Genomic DNA, 26,948 nt, shown 5'->3' on the forward strand with positions numbered 1-26,948 from the left:
ATGACCCGCCTCCTGCCGCCGGCTTTGCGCGGCGGCTTCACCCTGATCGAGCTGCTGGTGGTGATGGCGATCATCGCCACCCTGCTCAGCATCGCCGCGCCGCGCTACTTCGGCCAGGTCGACAGCGCGCGCGAGAAGGCGCTGGCGCAGTCGCTGGAGGTCATGCGTGACGCGATCGACAAGTTTCGCGCCGACACCGGCAAGTACCCCGCCACGCTCGACGAACTGGTCGACAAGCGTTACCTGCGCAAGCTGCCGGTCGACCCGATGACCGAGTCGGCCGAGACCTGGGAGCTGGTGCCGCCGCCGGATCCCGCCGACAGCGGGGTGTGGGACGTGCGCAGCGGCGCGCGCGGCAGCGGCCGCGACGGCCGTCCCTTTGCCGAGTGGTAGCACGATGCGCCTGCGCGCCGGCCAGCATGGCTACACCTATCTGCTGGTGCTGTTCATCGTTGCCGCCATGGGGCTGTTCGTCGCCCGCACCGGCGTGGTCTGGCAGCAGGCCGCGCAGCGCGAGCGCGAGGCGGAGCTGATCGCCATCGGCGTCGAGATGGCCCGTGCGCTCGCCAGCTACGCGCGCGAGACCCCGGTCGGCACGCCTTCGCGGCCCACCGAACTCGCCCAGCTCGTCGAGGACAAGCGCTGGCCCACGCCGCGCCGCCATCTGCGCAAGGTGTATCGCGACCCGATGACCGGCACCACCGAGTGGGGCGTCGAGCGCGACGGCAACGCCATCCTCGGCGTGCATAGCCTGTCGACCCGGGCGCCGATCCGTCGCGACGGCTTTCCGCCCGAGCTGGGCGACGTCGCGGCGAGCGCGGCGGGCTATGCGGAGTGGGTGTTCAGGCCGGTGGTGGATTGAGTCGCTGCCGCGCGCATCAGGGCTCAGGGCTTGCCTGAGCCCGACCCCATCAGCTTGCCCAGCAGATCCACCGGCACCGGAAACACCAGCGTCGAGCTCTTGTCGCCCGCCACCTGGGTCAGCGTCTGCAGGTAGCGCAGCTGCATCGCTGCCGGGTCGCGCGACAGCATCTGGGCGGCCTCGAGCAGGGTCTCGGCGGCCTGCTTCTCGCCTTCGGCGTGGATCACCTTGGCGCGCCGCTCGCGCTCGGCCTCGGCCTGGCGGGCGATGGCGCGCACCATGGTCTCGTTGAGGTCCACATGCTTGATCTCGACGTTGGCGACCTTGATGCCCCAGGCGTCGGTCTGGGCGTCGAGGATCTGCTGCACGTCGGTATTGAGCTTCTCGCGCTCGGACAGCATCTCGTCGAGCTCGTGCTTGCCGAGCACCGCGCGCAACGTCGTCTGCGCGAGCTGGCTGGTGGCATTGAAGTAGTCCTCGACCTGGATGATGGCCCTCTGCGGGTCGACGACGCGGAAGTACACCACCGCGTTGACCTTGACCGACACGTTGTCCTTGGAGATGACGTCCTGCGAGGGTACGTCCATGGTCACCACGCGCAGGTCCACCTTCACCATCTGTTGCAGGCCGGGGATCACGATCACCAGGCCGGGACCTTTCACCCGCCAGAAGCGGCCGAGCATGAAGATGACGCCGCGCTCGTACTCGCGCAGGATCTTCAGCGCGGCAATGATGAGGAAGATCAGCAGCAGGACCAGCGGCGCAAAGCCGAATTGAAGGTCGATCATCACGATGTACTCCCCGGGTAGATGTGGGATGAATCGGTTGGGCTCTCGGCCGGGACGACCTCGAGGGTGAGGCCGTCGATGCCCTGGACGCGGACGCGGCTGCCCGGCTCGAGCGGCTGCGGGCTGCGCGCGCGCCAGGTCTCGCCGTGCACATGAATCCACCAGCCGCCGCCTTCGGCGGCAGCGCTGACGGTGCCCAGCGCGCCGAGCATCTCCTCGCTGCCGCTGACCACCGGCCGGCGATAGCTGCGTGCGGCGAAGGTGCCGATGGCGATGATGATGGCCGCGCTCGCCAGCGCCATGCCGACGATGAGCGCGAGCGGGATGCCGAAGCCGGGCACGTCCGCATCCATCAGGAACAAGCCGCCGACCACGAAGGCGATGATGCCGCCGACGCCCAGCACGCCGAAGCTGGGCAGGAAGGCCTCGGCCAGCATCAGCGCCGCGCCCACCGCCAGCAGCAGTACGCCGGCCCAGTTCACCGGCAGCAGCTGGAAGGCATAAAGCGCGATCAGCAGCGAGATCGCGCCCGCCACGCCGGGCACGCCGAAGCCGGGCGAGGTGAATTCGAAGAACAGTCCGTACATGCCGATCATCATCAGGATCAGCGCCACCTGCGGGTTGGCGAGCGCCGCCAGCACGCGGTTGCGCCAGTCGGGCTCGATGCGCTCGATGGCGAGGCCGGCGGTGGCCAGGGTGCGCTTGCCATCGAGCACCGCGACCTCGCGGCCGTCGAGCTTTTTCAGCAGCTCGGCGGTGTCGAAGGCGATGACGTCGATCACGCCCGCGGCCAGTGCCTCCTCGGCCGACAGGCTGGCGGCTTCGCGCACCGCGCGCTCGGCGAAGTCGACGTCGCGCCCGCGCAACTGCGCCAGGCTGCGGATGTAGGCGGTGGCGTCGGACATCGACTTGGCCGCCATGGCGTCGGCGGGTGTGGCGGTCTGCGGTCGGGAGCCCGCGGCTGCGGGCGGGGTGGTCGGGCGCGGGTCGGTGCCACTGCCGTCCTCTGACCCGGACGCCTCCTTGGCGTGCTTCGCCTCTGCGCCCTCCTGATCATCCGCGCCGGCCTGCCCGGCCGGCGGCTCCTCGCGCGGTGAGGTCCGTCCCGGCTGGGGGCCGCCGATGCCGATCGCCACCGGCGTGGCGGCGCCCAGGTTGGTCGCCGGCGCCATCGCGGCAATGTGGCTGGCGTACAGGATGTAGGTGCCGGCGCTTGCGGCGCGCGCCCCTTCGGGCGCGACGAAGGTCGCCACCGGCACGGGTGAGGCGAGGATGTCCTTGATGATGGCGCGCATCGAGGTGTCGAGCCCGCCCGGGGTGTCGAGCTCGATGACCACCAGTTGCGCCCCGGCGTCGGCTGCGTGTGCCAGGCCCTTGCGGATGTAGTCCGCGCTCGCCGGGCCGATGGCGCCCTCGACGCGCAGCACCAGTGCGCCGCCTGCCGACTGCGCCGTCAACGCGCCTGCCAGCGTCATCGACAGGGCAAGGACGATCAGCACCAGGCTGAAGAACCTTCGCATGAGCCTGAATGCGCTTGTCGTCATCCTCGCCTCCGTCGTCGTCCTGCGCCGCCGAACCCTGCTGCCGGCCCTGTCAGTCCGAGTGTAGATGGCGCGGACAAGTTCGCGCCAACAAACTCGGCCCGGCGCATGCGTCTGCGCGCCTCGTCGGAAGAGGTCGGGTCGCGGCTTCAGTAACCGCCGAAGCGATCCATCCTGCGCCGGTCGCGCTTGGTCGGGCGGCCATGCAGATCGGCGCCGGGCGTGGCGGCGAACTTGCGCAGCTCTCGCGCTCGCTCGCGCGCCTCGATGCTCTCGGCGGTCTCCTCGTACAGCGTCTGCGCCACCGTGGCCGAGCCGCGCTTGTCGGCGATGGCGCGCACGATCACGGTGCGCGTGTCCTCGCCGATGGTGATGTCGAGCCGGTCGCCGACCTTCACCTCGCGGGCCGGCTTCACCGCCAAGCCGTTGAGCTTGACCTTGCCGCCATCGACCGCCTCGGTGGCGCCGGTACGATGCTTGAAGAAGCGCGCGGCCCACAGCCACTTGTCGAGGCGGGTGCGGACGGCGTCGGCGGACAGGGCGTCGGGGGCGGGCATGGGTGGAAGAAGTGGAGAAAAGGAAACGGCGCTGCCGACATTATCGGGAGCGCCGCGCGCGCGTGCAAAACGCGCCGTCCAGCGGGCCGGTCAGCCGATCATGCCGGCGCCCACCGTGTTGTTGGTGCTCTCGTCGATGATGATGAAGGCGCCGGTGGCGCGGTTGTCCTTGTAGCGGTCGGCGACGATCGGCTGCGCGAGCTTGAGCGTGACGCGGGCGATGTCGTTCATCGCCAGGCCGGCGGTGGCTTCATGCTCGAGCGTGTTCACATCCAGCCGGTAGTCGATCTTCGCGAGCTTGGCCTTCACCTCGCGCGTGGTGTGGCGCACGAGGTAGGTGCGCGCCGGGCTCAAAGGCGTCTCGGACAGCCAGCACACGGTGGCGTCGATCTGCTTGACCGGCTCGGGCGCCTCGCTCGACTTGACGATGAGGTCGCCGCGCGAGATGTCGATCTCGTCTTCCAGCAGCAGGCTCACCGACTGCTCGTGGATGGCGCGCGCCAGGCTCTCGCCGCCGAGCTCGATGCGCTTGATGCGGCTGCTGGCGCCCGAGGGCAGCACGGTGACTGCATCGCCCACGGCGATCTCGCCCGATTCGACCCGGCCCATGAAGCCGCGATAGTCGTGCAGCTCGGGGTTGGCGGAGTCCTGCGGGCGGCACACGAACTGCACCGGGAAGCGGAAGTCTTCGGCCTGCTCGGTGTGGGCGGCAGGGGCGTTCTCGAGGATGTCGAGGAGCGTTGGGCCCTGGTACCAGCCAAGGCGCTCGCCGCGGTCCACGATCATGTCGCCTTCCAGCGCCGAGATCGGGATGAAGCGCACGTCCGCGATGCCGAGCTTGCCGGCGAAGGCGAGGTAGTCGGCCTTGATGCGCTCGAATACCGCCTGGTCGTAGTCGACCAGGTCCATCTTGTTGACCGCGACGACCAGGTGGGGGATGCCGACCAGGCTGGCGAGGTAGGAGTGGCGGCGGGTCTGGGTGAGCACGCCCTTGCGCGCATCGATGAGGATGATGGCGAGGTTGGCGGTGGAGGCGGCGGTCACCATGTTGCGGGTGTACTGCTCGTGGCCGGGGGCGTCGGCGATGATGTACTTGCGCCGGCCGGTGGAGAAGTAGCGGTAGGCGACGTCGATGGTGATGCCCTGCTCGCGCTCGGCCTGCAGACCGTCGGTCAGCAGCGACAGGTCGACCGCGCTCATGCCGCGCTTGGCCGAGGTCTTCTCGATGGCGTTGAGGGTGTCGGCGAGGATGGTCTTGGTGTCGAACAGCAGGCGGCCGATCAGGGTGCTCTTGCCGTCGTCGACGCTGCCGCAGGTGAGGAAGCGCAGCAGGCCGTTGTCGATCTCGGGCAGGTGTTCAAGGGCGGACATGGTCATGATTCCTTCAATTCTCTCTGTTCGGGCGCGGGTCAGAAATAGCCTTCCTTCTTACGCTGCTCCATCGACGCTTCGGAGGTCTGGTCGTCCATTCGCGTCGCGCCGCGCTCGGTGATCGTCGTCGTCGCCGTCTCGGCGAGGATCTTCTCCACCGTGTCCGCATCGGATTCCACCGGCGCCGTGCAGGTGATGTCGCCCACGGTGCGGAAGCGCACCAGCACGTCCTCGACCACGTCGCCGTCCCGGGCCGGGGTCAGCTCGGTCACCGGCTGCAGCAGCCCGCTCTTGCGCACCACCGGACGGGTGTGCGCAAAGTAGATCGACGGCAGCTCGAGCTGCTCGCGCTGGATGTACTGCCACACGTCGAGCTCGGTCCAGTTGCTGATCGGGAACGCCCGGATGTTCTCGCCCTTGTGGCTGCGTGCGTTGTACAGGTTCCACAGTTCGGGGCGCTGGTTCTTCGGGTCCCACTGACCGAACTCGTCGCGGAAGCTCATGATGCGCTCCTTGGCGCGTGCCTTCTCCTCGTCACGCCGCGCGCCGCCGATGCAGGCATCGAACGAAAACTCCTCGATCGCCTCCAGCAGGGTCACCGACTGGTGCTTGTTGCGCGACTCGCCCGGGTGCTTGAGCACCACGGTGCCGCGTGCCATCGAATCCTCCACCGAGCGCACGATCAGGCGCTCGCCCAGCTCAGAAGCGCGCTTGTCGCGGAAATCCGTCACTTCCCTGTAGTTGTGGCCGGTGTCGATGTGCATCAGCGGGAAGGGGAAGCGGCCCGGGCGGAAGGCCTTCTCGGCCAGGCGCAGCAGGCAGATCGAGTCCTTGCCGCCGGAGAACAGCAGCACCGGATTGGCGCACTGGCCGGCGACTTCGCGCAGGATGTGGATGGCTTCGGCCTCGAGCCAGTCGAGGTGGGACAGGGTCTGTTTGGTCAGCGTCGACATGTTGTGATTACCGTTGCGGATGCTTGTTCGGATGGGGGCGGAAGGCGCGCAGCGCGGCCTTCAGGCCGGCGCGCAGCGCTTCGAGGCGGTGTTGCAGGCTGCGGCGGTGGGCGCCGACGGCGGTGCCGTGCGCAGCCTGGGCAGGGTGCTTGCCGTTCATCGTGTCAGCCCTCCTTGACGTGCAGGCCGCATTCCTTGGATTCCGGGTTCTCCCACCACCAGCGGCCGGCGCGCACGTCCTCGCCGACGGCGATCGCGCGCGTGCAGGGCGCGCAGCCGATGCTGGGGTAGAACTGGTCATGCAGCGCGTTGTACGGGACCTCGTTGATCCGGATATAGGCCCAGACCTCGGCCTCCGTCCAGTCCGACAAGGGGTTGAGCTTCTGCAGGCCGTTGGCGGAATCGAACTCGCGCAGCGGCAGACCGGCGCGGGTGATCGACTGGGCGGCGCGCAGGCCGGTGATCCAGGCCTTCTTGCCCGCGAGCGCGCGGCGCAGCGGCTCCATCTTGCGCACACCGCAGCAGGCCTTGCGCAGCTCGACCGAGTCGTAGAAGGCGTTGATGCCGTGGCTGCGCACCAAGGTCTCGACCGCCGTCGCGTCCGGGAAGTAGATCTTGAGCTTGGTGGCGTAGCGGCGCTCGACTTCGCCGATCAGGGTGTAGGTCTCGGCCGGCAGGCGACCGGTGTCGAGCGAGAAGACCTCGATCGGCAGGGCGTTGGCGAGGATGAGGTCGGTGAGCACCATGTCCTCGGCGCCGAAGCTGTTGGCGAAGGCAAGTTCGCCCTGGCTGCCGAACTCGGCCACGGCCTCGCGCAGCAGCGCCTGAGCCGCCGCCGCCTTGGCGCCGACCCTGGCGCGCAGGGCGTCGGTGAGTTGCGGGTGGGTCGCCGGGTTGCCGGCGCCCGGACGCAGCAGGGAGACGCTGGCGTTCATCAGGCGGCCTCCTTGTTAAGCGGGTTGCGCGGCTGGCGGCGGAACAGCGGTTCCGGGCGGTCGACCGCGCCCTGGTAGGGCTCGGAGAAATCACGCAGGCTGGCGAGCGCCGCTTCGAGCTGGGCCGGCGTGTACTTGCCCTCGCGCGGCTGCAGGACCGAGAAGCCGCAGCGCAGCAGGAAGAAGAACTGGTCGCGCAGCACGTCGCCGATCGCGCGCAGCTCGCCGGTGTAGCCGTGGCGGGTGCGCAACAAGGTGGCGATCGAGTAGCCGCGGCCGTCGGCGAACTTGGGGAAGTCGACCGCGACCAGTTGCAGGCGCAGCAGGTCCTCGGCGAGGGCGGCGGGGTCCTCGTTGCCGGCCAGCCAGACGCCGAGCACGCCGGCTTCGGCCTTCGCCAGCAGTTCCTCGCGGCGCGCCTGCCACACGGCCAGCGGCACGATGACGCGGCCCGGGGGGAGGGCGACGGTGGCGGCCTCATCCACGTTGGCGCCCTCGGCCAGGCGCAGCACCGTCCATTCGTCGGCGTGGACGCGGCCGTTCTTGATGATGTCAGACATGGGCGGTCTCTCCGGCTTGCTGGCGCGCACTGCGTTCGGCATACACGCGGGTCTTGAAGGGTTCCACCCCGATGCGGCGCACGGTGTCGATGAAGCGCTCGTCGTCGTGGCGGTTGTCGATGTAGTTGTTGATCAGGGAGCTGATCACGTCAGGCATCTCGGCCGCGGCGAAGGAGGGGCCGATCACCTTGCCCAGTGCGGCCTGGTTGCCCTGCTCGCCGCCGATCGTCACCTGGTACCACTCGGCACCGTTCTTATCGACGCCGAGGATGCCGATGTGGCCGACGTGGTGGTGGCCGCAGGCGTTCATGCAGCCCGAGATGTTGATCTCGAGCTCGCCGATGTCGAACAGGTGGTCGAGGTTGTCGAAGCGGTCCTGGATGGCATTGGCGATCGGGATCGACTTGGCGTTGGCGAGCGCGCAGAAGTCGCCGCCGGGGCAGGAGATGATGTCGGTCAGAAGGCCGATGTTGGGCGTCGCCAGGCCGATCGCGCGGGCGTCCTGCCACAGCTGATGCAGGTCGGCTTCGCGCACGCTGGCGAGCACGATGTTCTGCTCGTGGGTGCTGCGCACCTCGCCGAAGGCGTAGCGCTCGGCCAGATCGGCGACGGCTTCGAACTGGTCGGCGGTGAGGTCGCCCGGCGCCACGCCGTAGGGTTTGAGCGACAGCACCACGCTTGCATAACCCGGCACGCGGTGGGCGCGCACGCTGCGGCGCGCCCAAGCGGCGAAGCCCTTGTCTTCGGCGAGGCGGGCGCGGTAGCCGGCGTCCTGTTCCAGCGCGCCCAGCACCGGATCGTTGAAGCGGCCGGCGACGCGGTCGATCTCGGCCTGCGTCAGCGTGGACGGGCCATCCTTGAGGCGGGCGAACTCTTCCTCGACCTGGCGCGCGAACTCGGCCACGCCGAGCGCCTTCACCAGGATCTTGATGCGCGCCTTGTAGGCGTTGTCGCGGCGGCCGTGCAAGTTGTAGACGCGCAGCACGGCTTCGCAGTAGTTGAGGATCTGCTGCCAGGGCACGAAGGCGGCGACCTCCTCGCCGATGATCGGGGTGCGGCCCAAGCCGCCGCCCACCAGCACGCGGAAGCCCAGTTCGCCGGCGGCGTTATGCACGACGTCGAGGCCGATGTCGTGCACCTGGATCACCGCACGGTCTTCCTTCGCCCCATTGACGGCGATCTTGAACTTGCGCGGCAGGAAGGCGAACTCGGGGTGGAAGGTGCTCCACTGGCGCAGGATCTCGCACCACGGGCGCGGGTCCACGATCTCGTCGGCGGCGACGCCGGCAAAGGGGTCGGAGGTGACGTTGCGGATGCAGTTGCCCGAAGTCTGGATGGCATGCATCTGCACGCCGGCGAGCAGGCCGAGGATCTCGGGCACGTCCTCCAGGCGCGGCCAGTTGAACTGGATGTTCTGCCGCGTGGTGATGTGGCCGTAGCCGCGGTCGTAGCGGCGGGCGATGTGACCCAGGGTGCGCAGCTGCTTCGAATTGAGGTTGCCGTAGGGCACGGCGATGCGCAGCATCGGCGCGTGGCGCTGGATGTAGAGGCCGTTCTGCAGGCGCAGCGGGCGGAATTCGTCCTCGCTGAGCTCCCCGGCCAGGTAGCGGCGGGTCTGATCGGCGAACTGGGCGACACGCTCATCCACGATGCGCTGGTCGTATTCGTCGTACTGGTACATGGCTGGCTCTCTTTTTGGGGGCGTCGTTGTGCGCTGCATCGTATCGCCGAGGTTTAGTTTCAAAAAGACATTTTGAGTTAGTATTCAAGAAGATTTGGTTATATAGGATGGCCGCCATGAACATCCAGCAACTGCGCTACATCCAGGAGGTGGCTCGGCGCGGGCTCAATGTGTCCGAGGCGGCCGATGCGCTATTCACCTCGCAGCCGGGCGTGTCCAAGCAGATCCGCCTGCTCGAGTCCGAGCTCGGCATCGAGATCTTCGTACGTCATGGCAAACGCCTGGTGGATATCACCGAGCCGGGGCGGGCGGTGCTGGAGATCGCCGAGCGCGTGCTGCACGACCTCGCCAACCTGCAGCAGGTGGGCGAGGAGTTCGCCAACGAGGCGAGCGGCAGCCTGTCGATCGCCACCACCCACACCCAGGCGCGCTACGTGCTGCCCCGCGTGGTGCGCGACTTCATGCTGCGCTACCCGCAGGTCAAGCTGTCGCTGCACCAGGGCAATCCGCGCCAGGTGTGCGAGATGGTGCTCGACGGCACGGCCGATATCGCCATCGCCACCGAGGCGATCGCCGACTACGACGAGCTGGTGATGCTGCCTTGCTACCAGTGGAACCGCTGCGTGGTGGCGACGCCGCGTCACCCGATCCTGCGCGAGTCGCCGCTCACGCTCGAGGCCATCGCGCGTTATCCGATCATCACCTACGACGATGCCTTCACCGGCCGCAGCCACATCAACAAAGCCTTCATCGGGCGGGGCCTGAAGCCCAATGTGGTGCTGTCGGCGATCGACTCGGACGTGATCAAGAAGTACGTCGAGCTCGACCTGGGTATCGGCATCCTGGCGCGCATGGCCTACGACGCCGAGGAGGATCGCAGGCTGGGCATGGTGGACGCCTCACACCTGTTCGAGTCGAGCACGACGCGGATCGGCTTGCGCAAGCGCGCCTGGCTGCGCGCCTATGTGTATGCCTTCATCGAGGGCTTCGCGCCGCACCTGACGCGGCGCATGGTGGAGGCGGCGGTTGCGGGCGGGGGGTCCGACCCGGGGCTGTAGGGCGGGGCCTTCAGCCGCGCTCGAACCAGCGACGCAGGCGCGCGCCGCGCAGGCCGGCGCCCAGGCCGGCGATCAGGCGCACGCGGGCCTTGAGCGGATCGAGCGCACCGGCGTTGAGCCAGTTGCCCGGCCTGTCCGTATGGTGCGCGCTGACGCCGCCGCCGCAGCGGCTGGCGAGCACCACCGGGACGGCATGCGGTAGCTCGTGCAGCGCCGGCAGCCAGCTCTCGGGCAGGCTGGCGTTGCCGGGCAGCGCCAGTACCAGGCCGGCGCCACCGGTGAGCAGACTGGCGCGTGCGAGGGCGCGGGCCACCGCAGAAGCCAGCGCGGGCGAGCTCCCGGCGCCGACCGTCAGCAGCTCGACCGGGGGCAGGGTGACGAGCTCGGCAGGCAGGCTGATGCGGCTGTAGCGGTAGGGGGTGAGCGCCTGCAGGGCCGCGTCACTGGCCAGTACGCTGAGTGCGTCGGGCGTGCTGAAGGCGTCGACCGCGGTCGGGTGGCGCTTGGCGAGGCTCGCCGCCGGCAGGATGCGGTCGCCCAGCACCGCGAGCACGCCAGCGCGCGCGGCCGCCGGGCGGCAGGCGAGCTCGACCGCCTGGTAGAGGTTGAGCGGCCCGTCAGCCGACAAGGCCGTCGCCGGGCGCATCGCCGCGGTCATCACGATCGGCTTGCTCGCATTCACCGTGATCTGCAGGAAGTAGGCGGTCTCCTCGAGCGTGTCGGTGCCATGCGAGATGACGATCCCGTCCACCGCCGGATGCGCGGCCAGCATCTGCACGCGGCGCGACAGCAGCAGCCAGTGCTGCGGCGTCATGTCCTTGCTGTCGATATTGAACAGCTGCTCGAAGGTCAGCTCGGCCAGACGGGCGAGCTGCGGCACCGCCGCCACCAGGGCTTCGGCGCCGAGCTGGCCCGCGGTGTAGCCGCGCGTGTCGGTTGCGGAGCTGGCGGTGCCGGCGATCGTGCCGCCCGTGGCGAGCAGGACGATGCGGGGTTTGCGGGGGCTCAGGGCGGTGGTCAAGACAGCCTCGGTGCGAGCGGGCGCGGTGGTGGAGGGGGGATGACGATGAGACGAGCGCAGATTCTAATGGATCGTCGGTGTCTCAAGTCCGTGCAGGACCGCTGCACTCAATCCTGCGCCGCTTCCTCCTGCTGCTGCAGCAGCCACATCTGCGCATAGGCGCCGCCGGCGGCCAGCAGCGGGGTGTGACGGCCGCGCTCCACGATGCGCCCCTTGTCGAGCACGATGATCTCGTCGGCGTCCATGATCGTCGACAGGCGGTGGGCGATCACGAGCGCGGTACGCCCCTCGGCGGCACGCATGATCTGCGCCTGGATTGCCTTCTCCGTCTTGGAGTCGAGGGCTGAGGTGGCTTCGTCGAAGATCAGGATGGCGGGGTTCTTCAGCAGCGCACGCGCGATGGCGACGCGCTGCTTCTCACCGCCGGAGAGCTTGAGGCCGCGCTCGCCGACGCGAGTCTCGTAGCCTTCCGGCAGCTGGCCGATGAAGTCCTCGAGCTGCGCTGCGCGCGCGGCGGCTTCGACCTCCTGGCGCGAGGCCGCGGGCCGGCCGTACTGGATGTTGTAGAACAGGGTGTCGTTGAACAGCACCGTGTCCTGCGGCACGATGCCGATCGCCGCGCGCAGGCTGTCCTGGGTCAGCTGGCGGATGTCCTCGCCGTTGATGCGGATCGCGCCGCCCTGCACGTCGTAGAAGCGGTACAGCAGGCGCGCGAGTGTCGACTTGCCCGAGCCGGACTGGCCGACGATCGCCACCGTGCGGCCGGCCCGGATGTCGAAATCGACGTCGAACAGGATCGGGCGCTTGGCGTCATAGGCGAAGCTGACGTTCTCGAAGCGCACGCTCGCCGGCCCGCTGGCCAGGCTGCGCGCGTCGGGCGCGTCGGCGATCTCGCGATGCTGGTGCATGAGGCCGAACATGCGCTCGATGTCGGTCAGCGACTGGCGGATCTCGCGATACAGCACGCCGAGGAAGTTGAGCGGGATGTAGAGCTGGATCATGAAGGCATTCACCAGCACGATGTCGCCGATCGTCATCTCGCCGCTGGCTACCCGGATCGCCGCCTGCCACATCATTGCCGTGACGGCGACCGCGATGATCGCCGCCTGACCGACGTTGAGCGCCGACAGCGAGTACTGGTTGGTGATCTGCGCCTTGATCCACTTGCTCAACTGCTCGTCGTAGCGCCGGGCCTCGAACTCCTCATTGTTGAAGTACTTGACCGTCTCGAAGTTGATCAGGCTGTCGATCGCACGTGCATTGGCGGCCGAGTCGAGCTCGTTGGCCTGGCGCCGTAGCGCGGTGCGCCAGTTGGTGACCTTGACCGTGAAGCCCACGTACAGGACCAGCGCCGTCAGCGTGATCAGCGCGAACACCGCGTCATACTGCACCAGCAGGATCGCGATCACCATGCCGATCTCGATCAGCGTCGGCAGGATGGAGTACAGCGTGTAGCTGATCAACGAACCGATCGAGCGCGTGCCGCGTTCGATGTCGCGTGTCAGTCCGCCGGTCTGGCGCTCCAGATGAAAGCGCAGCGACAGCGCGTGAAGATGGCGGAACACGCGCAGCGAGATCTCGCGCACCGCCTGCTGCGTCACCCGCGCGAACACCACCTCGCGCAGCTCGGTAAACAGAGAGGTCGAGAAGCGCAGCACGCCGTAGGCGAGCAGCAGCGTGGCCGGCACGATGAGGAAGGCCTGCTCGGGCGTGATCGTCAGGTCGTCGATCACATGCTTGAACACCAGCGGCACCGAGACGTTGGCCCCCTTCGCGGCGACCAGGCAGGCGAGCGCGAAGATGACTCGGCCCTTGTAAGCCCAGATGAAGGGGATGAGGCTCTTCAGCGTCTGCCAGTCGCGGCGTTCGGTGGGCTCGGGGCCGGGCAGGGCGGCAGCAGGGGCGCGTCTCATGAAGGGGTCCAGTTGGGCGAGAGGGTGTCCGGCTCGGCATCGACGCGCGCGGGAAGAGCGCGGCAATACGCCGGCCCCGGGCCGGACAACGGCATGCAGGCAGCGGATTCTGTTGGCAGCGTGGGCCCGCGTCAAATTGGTGCCGGGTTCCGTGAGGAAAAGCACGGACACCGGCTTGACTTGGTAGCAGGACTTTGTAGTATTCAAACAAACGTTTGAATTAGAAGAATCAATCCGCGCATTAGCCCGCATCAATAAAGAAACCCCCGCCCGCCAAGGAGCGCGGAGCCGTCACCAAGGAGGAGTCCAATGAATCGGATCAAACACCGAGCCGAGCCGCGCCGCGCCATCCTGGCGTCCGCTGTCCTGCTTGCCTTCATTGCGCCTGCGACCGTGCAGGCCTTCGAATTCAGCAGTGCCAGCGGCGAGTTGACCGGCAGCTTCGATACCACCTTGTCGGTGGGCGGATTGTGGCGGATGCAGGACCGCGAGTCCTCGCTGATCAGCATCGCCAACGGCGGGACCTCGCGCGACCCGAACTCCGACGACGGCAACCTCAAGTACGACAAGGGCGACATGGTGTCGCTGGCCTTCAAGGCGACCCACGATCTGGAGCTCAACTATCGCAACTATGGCGCCTTCTTCCGCGCCTCCTACTTCTACGACCACGCCTTCATGAACAAGAGCGGCATGAGCAATGCCGCCCGCAGCGAGCTGGGGCGCGATGCCGAGATCCTGGATGCCTATGTGCGTGGTCGCTTCGAGCTGGGTGGCCGAACGCTGAACCTGCGTGCCGGCCGCCAGGTCGTGAGCTGGGGCGAGAGCACCTTCATCCAGAACGGCATCAACATTCTGAACCCGGTGAATGTGAGCCGCCTGCGCATCCCCGGCTCGGAACTGCGCGAGGGTCTGACGCCGATCGGCATGCTGTGGGCTTCGCAGGAGCTGACCGACAACGTCAGCGCGGAACTGGTGTGGATGGCGGAGTGGGAGAAGACCAAGATCGAGCCGGCGGGCACCTTCTTCAGCACGAACGATTTCGTGTCGGCGGGGGGCAGCAATGCCTATACCGGGTTTGGTCGCCGGAACGACGGAAATGTCGCGCTTGGCGCGCCACCTTCGGGGTTATTCCCTGCCGACCCGGCTGGTGCGTTGGTTGCGCCCAGATCGCGTGATCGTGAGCCCGGTAATGGCGAGGAATATGGGCTCGCGCTGCGGGCATTCTTGCCGCAACTCAATCACACCGAAATTGGCTTCTATCACGTGAATTACCACAGCCGTACTCCGTTCGTTTCGGGTTATCGGGGGGGGATCACCGCTCCTGGGTCAATTGCCGGGCCGCTTCCTGTCGGAGGCGCACCAGTGCTCGGCGCGGCAGGGATCCCCGTTGCCCCTGCGATTCCGGGCTGCAATGTGCTTGATATTCCGACTTTTGGTTTCCTTCATACCCAGGCCAACATTCTCGGTCTTGCGAACGTATTGAGCCCAGGGAATCCTTTGGCAGCAATTGGTGCCGCGACTCAGCTCTCAGCTTTAAATGCGACCAACGCGGCTTGCGGAACGTCGCTCGCCTCGGGTGGTCGCGGCACGTACTTCGTCGATTACCCGAAGAACATCAAACTGTTTGGCCTGAGTTTCAATACGGAAGGCCCGGCCGGCATCGCCCTGCAGGGTGAGTATTCCTACCGGCACAACCAGCCCTTGCAGCTTCCATCTGCTGAACTGCTCGGTGCGGCGTTAGGTATTCCTAACCAGATCACGGGGACGACGCCAGCAGACCTTAATGCAGTGAGCTACGGCGACGAGATTGCTGGGTATCGCCGGGTGAAGATGCACCAAGTGCAGATGACCGGAACTAAGGCCGTCAGTCAGGTACTTGGTGCGGAGCAAATGGTGCTCGTTGGCGAACTTGGTTACACGCACCTGCAATTGCCCTCGGGGGTGAAGTTTGCTGCGGCTGGCTGCCATCTGCCTCAGCCTGGTTCATCGCTTAGCGCTTCTTTTGGCTCGACCGACTCCAACTGTTTCATGTCTGAAAACTCCTGGGGCTATCGACTGCTAGCGCGCTTTGACTACCCGAATCTCTTTGCCGGCGTGAACGTTTCGCCGCGCATTGCTTTTTCTCACGACGTCAGTGGGCGCAGTCCGACCTTTAACGAAGGAGCCAAGGCGGTCACGCTTGGTTTGGGGATGAACTACCGTCAGAACTGGCAGGCCGATATCGCCTACAGCACCTTCTTTGGAGGCAAGAAGATCGGTGGCACGGATCCCGTTGCCAATACGGCTGGTCAGGCGCAAACCTACGCCAGTCACACCAACCCCCTCTATGACCGCGATTTCCTGTCTATCAGCGTCAGCTACTCGTTCTGAGTAACCACATCGGATCCGGAGACCTACGACATGCGCAAGACTTTCACGATTCTCGGAGCGGCGCTCGCAGTGGCACTGGCGGCGCCGGCCATGGCCGATGCATCGCGTCTGGGACAGGCGCTCACGCCCATGGGGGCGGAGCGCGCCGGCAATGCGGCAGGCACGGTCCCGGCCTGGGACGGCGGCCTGAGTTCGGCGCCGGCCGGGCATCAGCCGGGCGGGCACTACGCGGACCCCTTCGCGGCCGATGCGGTGCTGTTCTCCATCGATGGGTCGAACGCCGAGCAGTATGCCGACCGCCTCACCCCGGGGCAGGTCGCGCTGCTCAAGACCTATCCAAGCTGGAAGATGAATGTCTATCCGACGCGCCGCAGTGCGGCCTTCCCGCAGGCGCATTACGAGCAGACCATCGCCAACGCCAGCCGCGCAAAGCTGGTCGACGGCGGGCGCACGATCGAGGGCACGACCGGCGGCATTCCCTTCCCGATCCCGCAGAATGGGGCCGAGGCGATCTGGAACCACCTCGCGCGCTATCGCGGCGAGTCTTACGCGATGAACTGGAGCCAGGCCGCGGTGACGCGCCAGGGCACCTACACGCCGGTGCGTTTCGAATACCAGTACGACTTCCACTACGGCAGCCTCAACAAGCGGCCCGATCAGATCGAGGCTGGCAAGCTGTTCAACTTCCTGCAGACGGTGACCGCGCCCGCGCGCCTGGCCGGGCAGATCCTGCTGGTGCATGAGTTCCTCGACCGGCGCCAGGCCTGGACCTACAACCCGGGCCAGCGTCGCGTGCGCCTGGCGCCCAACGTCGCCTACGACAATCCGGGCACGGCCGCCGATGGCCTGCGCACCAACGACGACTTCGACATGTACAACGGTGCGATCGACCGCTACGACTGGACCTTGGTGGGCAAGAAGGAGATCTTTGTCCCGTACAACGCCTACAAGCTGGTCGGAAACACGGTGTCGATGGCGGATGTGCTGAAGCCGGGGCACGTCAATCCCGATCTGGCGCGTTACGAGCTGCATCGCGTGTGGGTCGTCGATTCGACGTTGAAGGACGGCACCAGCCACAGCTACAAGCGCCGCACCTTCTACCTGGACGAGGATTCGTGGTCGATTCTGGCGGTGGACAAGTACGACGCCCGCGATCAGCTTTGGCGTGTGTCGGAGCTGCACACCATCAACTGGTACGACATCCCGATGGTCTATCCCAACCTCGAGGTGCACCACGACCTGCAGTCGGGTCGCTACATCGCCATGGGGCTGCGTAATGATGAACCGCGGGTCTACAACGTGATCGAGGCGCGCCCGGCGGACTTCACGCCGGCCGGCCTGCGTGGGGTGGGTACGCGCTGATCCTGAGGGGGTGGCCATGCACCGAGTGATTGGAGTCCTCTTCGTCGGCTTCGTGCTTGCCGCGGTGGCGTTTGCATTTTCGCCGCGCAGCGATCCGCCGATGCCGCTGACACAGGTCCGCATCGGCCACCTGCAGATGCTTGATGTTGCGGCGCGTGAGGACGGCCGCCTGATCGCCGTGGGCGAGCGCGGCCATATCTTCGTCTCCGACGATCGCGGCACGGCGTGGCGTGCGGCACAGACCCCGAGCACGACGACCTTGACGGCGGTGCGCTTCGTCGATGCTCAGCGTGTGGTGGCGGTCGGCCACGACGCGCTGATCCTGCGCAGCGACGACGGCGGCGAGTCGTGGTCGGAGGTCCAGCGCGACGCCGAGGCCGAGGAGCCGCTGCTGGGCGTGTGGCTGGACGAAGGTGGGCGCGGCTTCGCCGTCGGCGCCTATGGCCGCTTCGAACTCACCGTCGATGGCGGCGCGAGCTGGGAGCGGCGCGAGCTCGAAGCAAATGAGGAGGCGCTACACCTGAATGCGATCGTCCGCGTGGACGAGGACGTCTTCGTGATCGCCGGCGAGGCCGGCACGCTGTTGCGCTCGCAGGATGGGGGTGCGACCTGGCAGGCGCTCGCGTCGCCCTATTCGGGCTCGTATTTCGGTGCGCTCGCGCTGCCTCGCGGCGCGGTGCTCGTCTATGGCATGCGCGGCCACGTGTTTCGATCGGACGACGGCGGTGAGACCTGGCAGGAAGTGGCGACCGAGGTGCAGGGTTCGCTGTTCGGAGGGCGGGTGCTGGGCGACGGCCGCGTGGTATTGGTGGGGCAGAACGGCGTGGTGCTGGTGAGCGAGGATGAGGGGCGCAGCTTCGTGCGCGTGGAGCGGGTGGATCGCCGCACCCGCGCGGCGCTGGCCGAGGCAGGGGCGGACGAAGTGGTGCTGGTGGGTGAGGAGGGCGCCGATCGCCTGCCATTGCCGCGCGTGGACGGAGGGCGTTCGTGATGCTGAAGTCGCTCGTCGAGTTCCTTGGCCTGCTGCTGTTCCGGCGACGGCGCTTCTGGCTGGGGCTGTTCGTCGTGCTCACCGTGCTGCTGGGCGCCTCCGCGAGCCGCCTGCAGGTGGATGCCGGCTTCGAGAAGATGATCCCGCTCGAGCACCCGTACATGCAGACCTTCATGGCCTATCGCAATACCTTCGGCGGGGCCAACCGCGTGCTGGTGGCGCTGCGCCAGCACGAGGGGGACATCTACAATCCCGACTTCATGCGCAGCCTGAAGGCGGCCACCGACGAGGTCTTCTTCATCCCGGGCGTGGATCGCGCCACGGTGACCTCGCTGTTCACCCCCAATGTGCGTTTCATCGAGGTGGTCGAGGCCGGCTTTGCCGGCGGCAACGTCATCCCGGCCGACTTCGAAGGCACGGCCGAAGACCTCGAGACGGTGCGCGAGAACGTGCTCAAGTCCGGCCGCGTTGGGCGCCTGGTGTCGAACGACCATCGCGCGGCGATGATCAGCGCCGAACTGCTCGAGATCGACCCGAACACTGGCGCGCGCCTCGACTACCTCGCGGTGGCCCGCCAGCTCGAGGACCTGCGTGCACGCCATGCGGGCGAGGGCCTGGATGTGCATGTAATCGGTTTTGCCAAGGCGGTGGGCGACATCACCGATGGCGCGCGCGGTGTGCTGCTGTTCTTCCTCGTCGCTTTCGGCATCACCGCGGTGCTGCTGTTTCTGTATTCCGGCTCGGTCAGGCTGGCCGCACTGACCCTGCTCTGCGCCATGGTGCCCGTGGTATGGCTGATGGGACTGCTGCCGCTGATCGGCTTCGGCATCGACCCCATGTCCATCCTCGTTCCCTTCCTCATCTTCGCCATCGGCGTCAGCCATGCGGTACAGATGACGCATGCCTGGCGGCTCGAGATCATGGCCGGCGCGGGGCCGCTGGCGGGCGCCCAGAATGCCTTTCAGCGCCTGTTCCTGCCCGGTTCGATGGCGCTGACGACGACCGTCGTGGGCTTCCTGGTCATCATTCGCATCGAGATCGACATGGTGCGCGAGCTGGCACTGACGGCCGGCCTCGGCGTCGGCCTGATCCTCATCACCAACATGCTTCTGCTGCCGCTGCTGCTGTCATGGACGCGCCTGGGTGGCCGCGAGATGCAGCGCACCATCGGCGCGGAGACCAAGGACCACTGGCTGTGGGATCGCCTGCGCACCCTGGCCGAACCGCGCCGCGCCACCGTGGTGCTGCTCATCACCGCCCTGCTGCTGGGGGCGGCGACCTGGAAGGCGCGCGACCTGCGTACCGGCGACCTCGGTCACGGCATCCCGGAACTGCACGAGGATTCGCGCTACAACCAGGATGCGGCGGCAATCGTCGATTCGTTCTCGATCGGGGTGGATGTGCTGTCGGTGATCGTGCAGTCGACGGGTGTCGATGGTGCCTGTACCGACTTCGAGATCATGGACACCATCGACCGCTTCGAGACGACGATGCGTGGCGTGCAGGGGGTGCAGAGCGTGGTCGGCCTGCCCGGCGTGGCGAAGACGATCAACGCCGGCTGGAACGAGGGCAATCCGAAGTGGCGCGTGCTGTCGCGCAACCCGACCGTGCTGGCGCAGTCGGTGACGCCGGTCGACACCAGCACCGGCCTGCTCAATACGGACTGCAGCGCGATGCAGGTGCTGATCTTCACCCGCGACCACGAGGGCGCGACCATCGCGCACGTCATTCGCGAGGTGAAGGCCTTCCGCGAGGCCAACCGCAGCGAGCGGCTCGATTTCCTGCTCGCCTCCGGCAACGTGGGTGTCATGGCGGCGACCAACGAGGCGGTCGATGCGGCCTCCGTCACCATCCTGCTGCTGGTGTTCGGCGCCATCAGCCTGTTGTTCTTCCTCGAGTTCCGCTCCTGGCGGGCGACCCTGTGCATCATCCTGCCGCTGATGATCGCGGCGGTGTTCTGCAATGCCCTGATGGCGGTGCTGGGCATCGGGCTCAAGGTCTCGACCCTGCCGGTGGTCGCGATCGCGGTCGGGATTGGTGTCGATTACGGCATCTATTTCTATGAACGGATGGCGCATCGCTTCCGCCATGGCGACACGCTGCCTGATGCCTTCTTTCAGGCCTTGAGCCAGCGCGGCACGGCGGTGATGTTCACCGCCACCACGATGGCGGTGGGTGTCGGCACCTGGACCTTCTCGGCGCTGAAGTTTCAGGCCGACATGGGGCTGCTGATGGCCTTCATGTTCATCATCAACATGTTGGGTGCCCTGTTGCTGCTGCCCTCGCTCGCGGCCTTGCTGCTGCGGACGCGACCTGAGCGAACGTCCAAGAAAGCTTGAATCCGGGCATCAAATTTCTTGACAGCGCGAACGCTAGGCATAGAATTCAAACGAACGTTTGAATGAGCTCCAGCTCGTTCAGGAGACATCAATGAGCACCCACTCCGGCAAGCCTGGCCCCGAAACGCGTAGCCGCATCCTCGACGCCGCCGAGGCGCTGTTCGTCCAGCATGGGCTGGATGGCACCTCGATGCGCATGATCACCGCTGCGGCGGGCGTCAACCTGGCGGCGGTGAACTACCACTTCGGCACCAAGGACAGCCTGATTCACGAGGTCTTCAAGCGTCGGCTGGGCGAGCTGAACCAGGCCCGCATCGCGGCGCTGGATCGTGCCGAGGCTCAGGCGCGCGGTCAGGGCGCTGGGCTCAAGCCGAGCCAGGTGCTGGAGGCCTTTTTCACCCCCTCGCTGGAGATGGTGGCCGACACCGCCGGTGGCGGCCGAACCTTCATGCAGTTGCTCGGACGAACCTATACCGAACCCAACGCCTTTGTGCGCAAGTTCCTCGCCGAGGAGTACGCCGAAACCCTCCAGCGCTTCCTGCAGGCGCTGTACGAATCCTTGCCCGGCGTGCCGCGCGAGGAAATCCTGTGGCGCTTCCATTTCATGATGGGCGCCACGTCCTATGCAATCGCGGGCACGGATGCGCTGCAGTTGTTCGCCGGGCATTTCGACGATGAGGACCCCGCGCGCATGCTGCCGCGGCTGATTTCCTTCCTGCTCGGCGGCTTGCGCGCGCCCTTGCCCGATTTTGTGAACGCCGCGCCCCGACCCTCGCGCACGGCGAGGACCCCGGATGCGACCTGAGCCTGTCGCATCGATCAATGCAATGCCGTGCCTGAGCAAGGCGCGGCGCCCAGGAATGACGACGATCTGGAGACAGACATGAGCTGGTTCTTGCTGCTTTCCCTCCCTCCCTTGGCAGGTGCGCTCGCCTACGGGCGAGCGCCTCTTTTTGCCTGGCTATGGGCGGGCCTCGCATGGCTTGCCGCGATCGGGTGGGCGGCGGATTGGGCGGTGGGCTGGACCTTGCTGGCGATGGCGCTGCTGTCCGCCTTCTTCGGCGTGTTCATGGCCGAGTCGCTGCGCCACAAGTGGGTGACGGGGCCGATCTTCAAGGCTTTTCGGCGCGCACTGCCAAGCATGTCGCAGACCGAGAAGGATGCGCTGGAAGCCGGTACCGTGTGGTGGGAGGGCGAGCTTTTCGGTGGCAGCCCGGACTGGCAGCGCTTCCGTTCCTACCCGTGGCCGAAGCTGAGCCCCGAGGAGCAGGCCTTCCTCGACAACGAGACCGAGGAGCTATGCCGCCTCACCAACGACTGGGCGTGCACCCAGAAGCAGGACATGCCCGCCGAGGTGTGGCAGTTCATCAAGGACAAGGGCTTTCTCGGCATGATCATTCCTCGCGAGTATGGCGGCAAGGGCTTCTCCGCCTATGCGCATTCGCAAGTCATCACCAAGCTGTCGACGCGCTCGTCGGCGCCGGCGGTCACGGTCATGGTGCCGAACTCGCTGGGTCCGGCCGAGCTGCTGCTGCACTACGGCACGCCCGAGCAGAAGCAGCACTACCTGCCCGGCCTGGCAAGCGGGCGCGAGATTCCCGCCTTTGCCCTGACGAGCCCCTGGGCGGGATCGGACGCCGCCTCCATTCCCGATGCCGGGGTCGTGTGCAGGGGCATATGGGATGGCGAGGAAGTGCTCGGCATGCGCGTCTCCTTCGACAAGCGCTACATCACGCTGGCGCCCGTGTGCACGGTGTTCGGTCTCGCCTTCCGCCTGTACGACCCCGACCACCTGCTCGGCGAAACCGAGGACTTCGGCATCACCTGTGCGCTGGTGCCGCATGATCACCCCGGGGTGGAGATCGGCAACCGCCACTTCCCGCTCAATGCGGTGTGGATGAACGGACCGGTGCGTGGCAAGGACGTCTTCATGCCGCTGGCGTTCATCATCGGCGGCCCCAAGATGGCGGGCCAGGGCTGGCGCATGCTGATGGAGTGCCTGGCCGCCGGGCGCGCGATCTCGCTGCCCGGCTCCAACACCGGCATGCAGAAGCTCACCGCACGCAGCGTCGGCGCCTATGCCCGCGTGCGTTACCAGTTCAAGACCGCGATCGGCCGCTTCGAAGGCGTGGAGGAGGCGCTCACCCGCATCGGCGCCAACACCTATCTGTGCGACGCCGCGCGCGTCATGACTGCCGGTGCAATCGATCTCGGCGAGAAACCCTCGGTGGTGTCGGCCATCGTCAAGTACCACGTCACCGAGCGTACCCGCCAGGTGGTCAACGATGGCATGGACGTGATCGGCGGCAAGGGCATCTGCCTCGGGCCGCAGAACTTCCTCGGTCGCGCCTACCAGCAGATTCCGGTCGGCATCACGGTCGAGGGCGCGAACATCCTCACCCGCAGCCTGATCCTCTTCGGCCAGGGCGCGATCCGCTGCCATCCCTACGTCCTCGACGAGATGCACTCGGCACAGCAGGGCGACCTCGAGGCTTTCGACAAGGCCTTGTGGGGACATGTCGGCTTCACCGTGTCGAACGCGGCGCGCGCGGTGGTGATGGGACTCACCGGCTCGCACTTCGTCAAGGTGCCCGAGGGTGTGGCGCCCGAGACGCGGCGCTACTACCAGCAGCTGACGCGCTTCTCGGCCGCCTTTGCCTTCATAGCCGACATCTCCATGGGCACGCTGGGTGGCGCGCTCAAGCGCAAGGAGAAGCTCTCCGCCCGTCTGGGCGACATCCTGTCGCTGATGTACCTGGCCACCGCGACCTTGAAGCGCTACGAGGCGGAAGGCCGCCAGGCGGCGGATGCGCCCTTGATGCACTGGGCGATCTGGGACTGCATGTTCCGCATCCAGCTCGCCTTCGAGGGGGTGATCGCCAACTTCCCGAACAAGCTTGCCGCTTTCCTGTTGCGCCGGCTGGTGGTGTTCCCGCTCGGTCGGCCCTATGTTGTGCCCTCCGACACGCTCGGCCACCAGGTCGCCGCCTTGCTGATCGAGCCCTCGCCCACGCGTGACCGGCTGACTGCCGACGTCTACCTGCCCGACACGGTAGACGAGCCGGTCGGCGCGCTCGAAGCGGCGCTGATCGCCACCGTCGCGGCCGAGCCGATCGAGGCCAAGCTAAAGGAGGCGCAGCGCAGTGGTCGCTTGCAGCCCGGGCTGATGACCGGTGGCGACGTCGACGAAGTCTGGCGCCGCGCGCGCGCCGCGGGCGTGATCAGCGAGGAGGAGTATCGCCTCGTCGAGCGCCGCAACACCCTGCGCGACAAGGTGATCCGGGTGGATGACTTTCCCTACGACTTCGGTCTCAAGGCAGCGCTCGACGAGGCGCCCGATTCGGCCCCCGCGCTGAGAGTCGCGGCATGAGCCTGCGCGTCTATGTCGTCGATGGCGCGCGCACGCCCTTCCTGAAGGCGCGCAACGCGCCGGGGCCGTTCACCGCCTCGGACCTCGCCACCGCTGCCGGGCGCGCCCTGTTGCTGCGTCAGCCCTTTGCGCCTGACCGGCTCGACGAGGTCATCCTGGGCTGCGCCAGCCCCTCGGCGGACGAGGTGAATATCGGCCGCGTGGTCGCGCTGCGCATGGGCTGTGGCAATGCCGTGCCCGGCTGGACGGTGATGCGCAACTGCGCCTCGGGCATGCAGGCGCTCGATTCCGCGATCGCCAACATCCAGTGCGGGCGCAGCGATCTGGTGCTGGCCGGCGGCGTCGATGCGCTGTCGCACGCGCCGCTGCTGTTTTCCGACCGGATGGTGCGCTGGCTGGCGGGATGGTATGCAGCGAAGACGCCGGTGCAGAAGCTTGCCACGCTGAGATCCCTGCGCCTGGGCGACCTCGCGCCGGTGATCGGCATCATGAAGGGGCTGACCGACCCCATCGTCGGCCAGTTGATGGGTCAGACGGCCGAGAACCTGGCGTGGAAGTTCGGCATCACGCGGGCGGAAATGGATGCTTATGCCGTCGACAGCCACCGCCGCGTGGTCGCCGGCCAGGATGCGGGACATTACCGCGACGAGATTGTCCCCTTGATCGACCGCGACGGCGCGGTGCACGCCGCGGACGACGGTGTGCGGCGCGACTCCTCGGTGGAGAACCTGGGCAAGCTCAAGCCCTTCTTCGACAAGAAGTATGGCCGCGTCACGCCCGGCAACAGCTCGCAGATCACCGACGGCGCGGCGTGGCTGGTGCTGGCGTCGGAGGACGCCGTCGAGCGACTCGGCCTGACGCCGCTCGGTCGCATCGTCGACAGCCAGTGGGCGGGCCTGGCTCCCGAGCAGATGGGGCTCGGGCCGGTGCATGCGGCGCTACCCATCCTGCAACGCCATGGCCTCGCGCCGAACGAGCTCGACGCCTGGGAGCTCAACGAAGCGTTCGCCGCCCAGGTCATCGCCTGCCTGCGTGCGCTGGCCGATGATGCCTACTGCAGCGAGCACTTCGGCACGGCGGCACCGGGTGCCCCCGATGCCGCGCGCCTGAACGTGGATGGCGGCGCGGTGGCGATCGGCCATCCGGTGGGCGCGAGCGGTGCACGCATCGTGCTGCACCTGCTCCATGTGCTGCGCCGCACGGGCGGTGGGCGTGGGATGGCGTCGATCTGCATCGGCGGCGGGCAGGGCGGGGCAATGCTGGTGGAGACGGTGTGATGAGCGTGAATGTGCAACCGATCTGGCAGCACTGGCATCTGCGCCGCGAGGACGACGGGCTGGCCTGGCTCGACCTTGACAAGGCCGGGGCCAGCACCAACGTGCTGTCGACCGAGGTGATGGACGAACTGTCCTCGGTGCTTGATGCGCTCGATGCCTCGTCTCCCCGTGCGCTGGTGATCGCCTCCGCCAAGCCTGCCGGTTTCATCGCCGGCGCCGACATCGAGGCCTTTTCCCGTCTCGCGTCGCCCGCGGCCGCACGCGCGCTGGTCGAGCACGGCTGGACGCTGTTCAACCGCCTTGCTGCCGTGCGCTACCCGACCCTGGCGCTGATCCGCGGTCACTGCATGGGGGGCGGGCTGGAGCTCGCGCTCGCCTGCCGCTATCGCCTGGTGGTCGACGAGCCGGGTACGCGCCTGGCCCTGCCAGAGGTCATGCTGGGCATCGTGCCGGCCTGGGGCGGCATGCTGCGCCTGCCGCAGACGATCGGCCCGGCGGCGGCGCTCGACCTGATGCTGACCGGCAAGAGCGTGGACGCGAAGAAAGCGAAGCGTCTCGGCCTGGCCGACGACTGTGTTCCGCCGCGGGTGATGGAGCCGGCGGCGCGCATCCTGGCGCTGTCCGACAAGCCGGGGCGCACGCTGTCGCTGCCGCAGCGGGCGCTGCGTTTCGCGCTCAACGGCCCGCTGCGCAAGCTGGTCGCCGACAGGGCGCGCAAGCAGACGGCGGCCAAGGTGAGCCGGGCGAACTACCCGGCGCCTTTCGCCATCATCGACATCTGGGAGCGCCATGGCGGCAATGCGCTGGCCGTGCCTGCGGGTGAGCCGGCCTCGCTCGAGGCGATCGTCGCGTCGCCGACCGCGCGTAACCTGGTACGCGTGTTCTTCCTGCAGGAGCGCCTGAAAGCCTTCGGCAAGGACAGTGATTTCGCCCCGCGACATGTGCATGTGGTCGGCGCCGGCGTCATGGGCGGCGACATCGCCGCGGTGTGCGCGCTGCGCGGCCTGATGGTGACGCTGCAGGACCAGTCGGTCGAGCGTATCGCGCCCGCGATCCAGCGTGCCGCGAAGCTGTTCGAGCGCCGTCACAAGGGCGATGCGCGCCAGCTGCGCTTCGCGCTCGATCGCCTGATCCCGGATCCCGAGGGCCACGGCGTGGCGCGCGCCGACCTGATCATCGAGGCGATCTTCGAGAACCTTGAAGCCAAGCGCAGCCTGTTCGCCGCGCTCGAGCGCGGCGCCCGTCCGGACGCGGTGCTCGCCACCAATACCTCCAGCCTGCGGCTGGAGGACATCGCGACCGCGCTGAAGGCCCCTGCGCGACTGGTCGGGATCCATTTCTTCAATCCGGTACCGCAACTGCCGCTGGTCGAGGTGGTACAGGGGGAGGCGACGGCCCCCGATGTCCTGCGTCGCGCCACCGGCTTCGTGCGCAGCATCGACAAGCTGCCGCTGCCGGTGAAGAGCGCGCCCGGCTTCCTGGTCAACGCGGTGCTCGGGCCCTACATGCTCGAGGCGCTGCGCTGCGTGGAGGAGGGCATTGCACCCGCGACGGTCGATGCGGCGCTGACAGCCTTCGGCATGCCGATGGGGCCGATCGAACTGGTCGATACCGTGGGCCTGGACATTGCGGTGGCCGCCGGCAAGGGGCTCGCCGGCGCGGGTGCCGAGCCGCCGGCGCGCTTGCTGAAGCTGGTTGGCGAAGGCAAGCTCGGGCGCAAGAGCGGCGAGGGCTACTACCGCTGGGTCGATGGCAAGGCGGTGAAAGGCGAGGGCAAGGGGGGAGCCGAAGGCAATGCGCCCGCGCCCGTCCCTGCCGGTCTCGCCGATCGCGTCATCGCCCCGCTGCTGGCTGCGGTGCAACGCTGTGTGGACGCGGGCGTGGTGGCCGATGCCGAGCTTGCCGATGCAGGCGTGATCTTCGGCACCGGCTTTGCGCCGCACACCGGCGGCCCGCTGCACTACGCCGCCGCGCGATCCTGAATGCACCCTGAATGTCC

General features: G+C 67.4%; 22 protein-coding genes. 11 read left to right on the top strand and 11 right to left on the bottom strand.

The features are described from left to right. Positions 1–393 carry a type II secretion system protein gene (locus tag PLC66_RS00800; protein WP_324536921.1) on the top strand — a complete coding sequence of 131 codons (393 nt, stop codon included), beginning with the start codon at positions 1–3 and terminating at the stop codon, positions 391–393. A 4-nt stretch (positions 394–397) separates the two neighbouring features. Beyond that, positions 398–862, top strand: a complete 465-nt coding sequence (locus tag PLC66_RS00805) for a type II secretion system protein (RefSeq protein WP_324536924.1) — start codon at positions 398–400, stop codon at positions 860–862. 23 nt (positions 863–885) lie between these two features. On the opposite strand, the gene PLC66_RS00810 is transcribed toward PLC66_RS00805, so the two are convergent. From PLC66_RS00810 to PLC66_RS00850, 9 genes are all read right to left on the bottom strand, one after another. Then, positions 886–1,650, bottom strand: a complete 765-nt coding sequence (locus PLC66_RS00810; RefSeq protein WP_324536926.1) for a slipin family protein — start codon at positions 1,648–1,650, stop codon at positions 886–888. After that, entirely contained in the window at positions 1,650–3,194 is a 1,545-nt protein-coding gene (locus PLC66_RS00815; protein ID WP_503012161.1) for an NfeD family protein, read from the bottom strand. Before PLC66_RS00815 ends, PLC66_RS00810 begins: the two co-directional genes overlap by 1 nt. A 146-nt stretch (positions 3,195–3,340) precedes the next feature. Next, positions 3,341–3,748, bottom strand: a complete 408-nt coding sequence (locus PLC66_RS00820) for an RNA-binding S4 domain-containing protein (RefSeq protein WP_324536930.1) — start codon at positions 3,746–3,748, stop codon at positions 3,341–3,343. Positions 3,749–3,838: 90 nt separating this feature from the next. Beyond that, entirely contained in the window at positions 3,839–5,119 is a 1,281-nt protein-coding gene (gene cysN / locus PLC66_RS00825) for a sulfate adenylyltransferase subunit CysN (RefSeq protein WP_324536932.1), read from the bottom strand. Between the two features lie 38 nt (positions 5,120–5,157). Next, positions 5,158–6,072 carry a sulfate adenylyltransferase subunit CysD gene (gene cysD / locus PLC66_RS00830; protein ID WP_324536934.1) on the bottom strand — a complete coding sequence of 305 codons (915 nt, stop codon included), beginning with the start codon at positions 6,070–6,072 and terminating at the stop codon, positions 5,158–5,160. Between the two features lie 7 nt (positions 6,073–6,079). Continuing rightward, complete coding sequence (locus PLC66_RS00835; protein ID WP_324536936.1) at positions 6,080–6,232, bottom strand: hypothetical protein; 153 nt, start codon at positions 6,230–6,232, stop codon at positions 6,080–6,082. A gap of 4 nt (positions 6,233–6,236) precedes the next feature. Continuing rightward, positions 6,237–7,007 (bottom strand): phosphoadenylyl-sulfate reductase, encoded by a 771-nt coding sequence (locus PLC66_RS00840; RefSeq protein ID WP_324536938.1) that lies wholly within the window; start codon positions 7,005–7,007, stop codon positions 6,237–6,239. After that, the gene (locus PLC66_RS00845) at positions 7,007–7,567 is read right to left on the bottom strand and encodes a DUF934 domain-containing protein (protein ID WP_324536940.1); all 561 of its coding nucleotides are present in this window, start codon (positions 7,565–7,567) and stop codon (positions 7,007–7,009) included. Before PLC66_RS00845 ends, PLC66_RS00840 begins: the two co-directional genes overlap by 1 nt. Beyond that, entirely contained in the window at positions 7,560–9,248 is a 1,689-nt protein-coding gene (locus tag PLC66_RS00850) for a nitrite/sulfite reductase (RefSeq protein WP_324536941.1), read from the bottom strand. The genes PLC66_RS00845 and PLC66_RS00850 overlap by 8 nt, the downstream gene beginning before the upstream one ends. A gap of 116 nt (positions 9,249–9,364) precedes the next feature. On the opposite strand from PLC66_RS00850, the gene cysB reads away from it, so the two are divergent. Beyond that, positions 9,365–10,306: an HTH-type transcriptional regulator CysB gene (gene cysB, locus PLC66_RS00855; RefSeq protein ID WP_324536943.1), complete on the top strand. Its 942-nt coding sequence runs from the start codon at positions 9,365–9,367 to the stop codon at positions 10,304–10,306. Between the two features lie 10 nt (positions 10,307–10,316). On the opposite strand, the gene PLC66_RS00860 is transcribed toward cysB, so the two are convergent. Beyond that, positions 10,317–11,327 carry an asparaginase gene (locus PLC66_RS00860; protein WP_324536945.1) on the bottom strand — a complete coding sequence of 337 codons (1,011 nt, stop codon included), beginning with the start codon at positions 11,325–11,327 and terminating at the stop codon, positions 10,317–10,319. A gap of 107 nt (positions 11,328–11,434) precedes the next feature. Next, on the bottom strand, positions 11,435–13,240 hold the full coding sequence (locus PLC66_RS00865) for an ABCB family ABC transporter ATP-binding protein/permease (RefSeq protein WP_324536946.1): 1,806 nt from the start codon (positions 13,238–13,240) through the stop codon (positions 11,435–11,437). Between the two features lie 309 nt (positions 13,241–13,549). Between PLC66_RS00865 and PLC66_RS00870 the strand changes: the two genes are divergently transcribed. From PLC66_RS00870 to PLC66_RS00905, 8 genes are all read left to right on the top strand, one after another. Beyond that, positions 13,550–15,610, top strand: a complete 2,061-nt coding sequence (locus tag PLC66_RS00870) for a DUF1302 domain-containing protein (RefSeq protein WP_324536948.1) — start codon at positions 13,550–13,552, stop codon at positions 15,608–15,610. A 30-nt stretch (positions 15,611–15,640) separates the two neighbouring features. Further along, complete coding sequence (locus PLC66_RS00875) at positions 15,641–16,972, top strand: DUF1329 domain-containing protein (RefSeq protein ID WP_324536950.1); 1,332 nt, start codon at positions 15,641–15,643, stop codon at positions 16,970–16,972. Between the two features lie 16 nt (positions 16,973–16,988). Beyond that, entirely contained in the window at positions 16,989–17,963 is a 975-nt protein-coding gene (locus PLC66_RS00880; protein WP_324536952.1) for a WD40/YVTN/BNR-like repeat-containing protein, read from the top strand. Next, positions 17,963–20,302 carry an efflux RND transporter permease subunit gene (locus PLC66_RS00885; protein ID WP_324537083.1) on the top strand — a complete coding sequence of 780 codons (2,340 nt, stop codon included), beginning with the start codon at positions 17,963–17,965 and terminating at the stop codon, positions 20,300–20,302. The genes PLC66_RS00880 and PLC66_RS00885 overlap by 1 nt, the downstream gene beginning before the upstream one ends. A gap of 91 nt (positions 20,303–20,393) precedes the next feature. Continuing rightward, positions 20,394–21,107: a TetR/AcrR family transcriptional regulator gene (locus tag PLC66_RS00890; RefSeq protein WP_324536954.1), complete on the top strand. Its 714-nt coding sequence runs from the start codon at positions 20,394–20,396 to the stop codon at positions 21,105–21,107. A 78-nt stretch (positions 21,108–21,185) separates the two neighbouring features. Beyond that, a complete protein-coding gene (locus PLC66_RS00895) occupies positions 21,186–23,672 on the top strand; it encodes an acyl-CoA dehydrogenase (protein ID WP_324536956.1) in 2,487 nt (828 codons plus the stop codon). Next, the gene (locus tag PLC66_RS00900) at positions 23,669–24,949 is read left to right on the top strand and encodes an acetyl-CoA C-acetyltransferase (RefSeq protein ID WP_324536958.1); all 1,281 of its coding nucleotides are present in this window, start codon (positions 23,669–23,671) and stop codon (positions 24,947–24,949) included. The genes PLC66_RS00895 and PLC66_RS00900 overlap by 4 nt, the downstream gene beginning before the upstream one ends. Further along, entirely contained in the window at positions 24,949–26,931 is a 1,983-nt protein-coding gene (locus PLC66_RS00905; protein ID WP_324536960.1) for a 3-hydroxyacyl-CoA dehydrogenase NAD-binding domain-containing protein, read from the top strand. The genes PLC66_RS00900 and PLC66_RS00905 overlap by 1 nt, the downstream gene beginning before the upstream one ends. Positions 26,932–26,948: the final 17 nt, after the last annotated feature.

This window comes from Thauera sp. (genome assembly GCF_035444905.1).
GTDB lineage: Bacteria > Pseudomonadota > Gammaproteobacteria > Burkholderiales > Rhodocyclaceae > Thauera.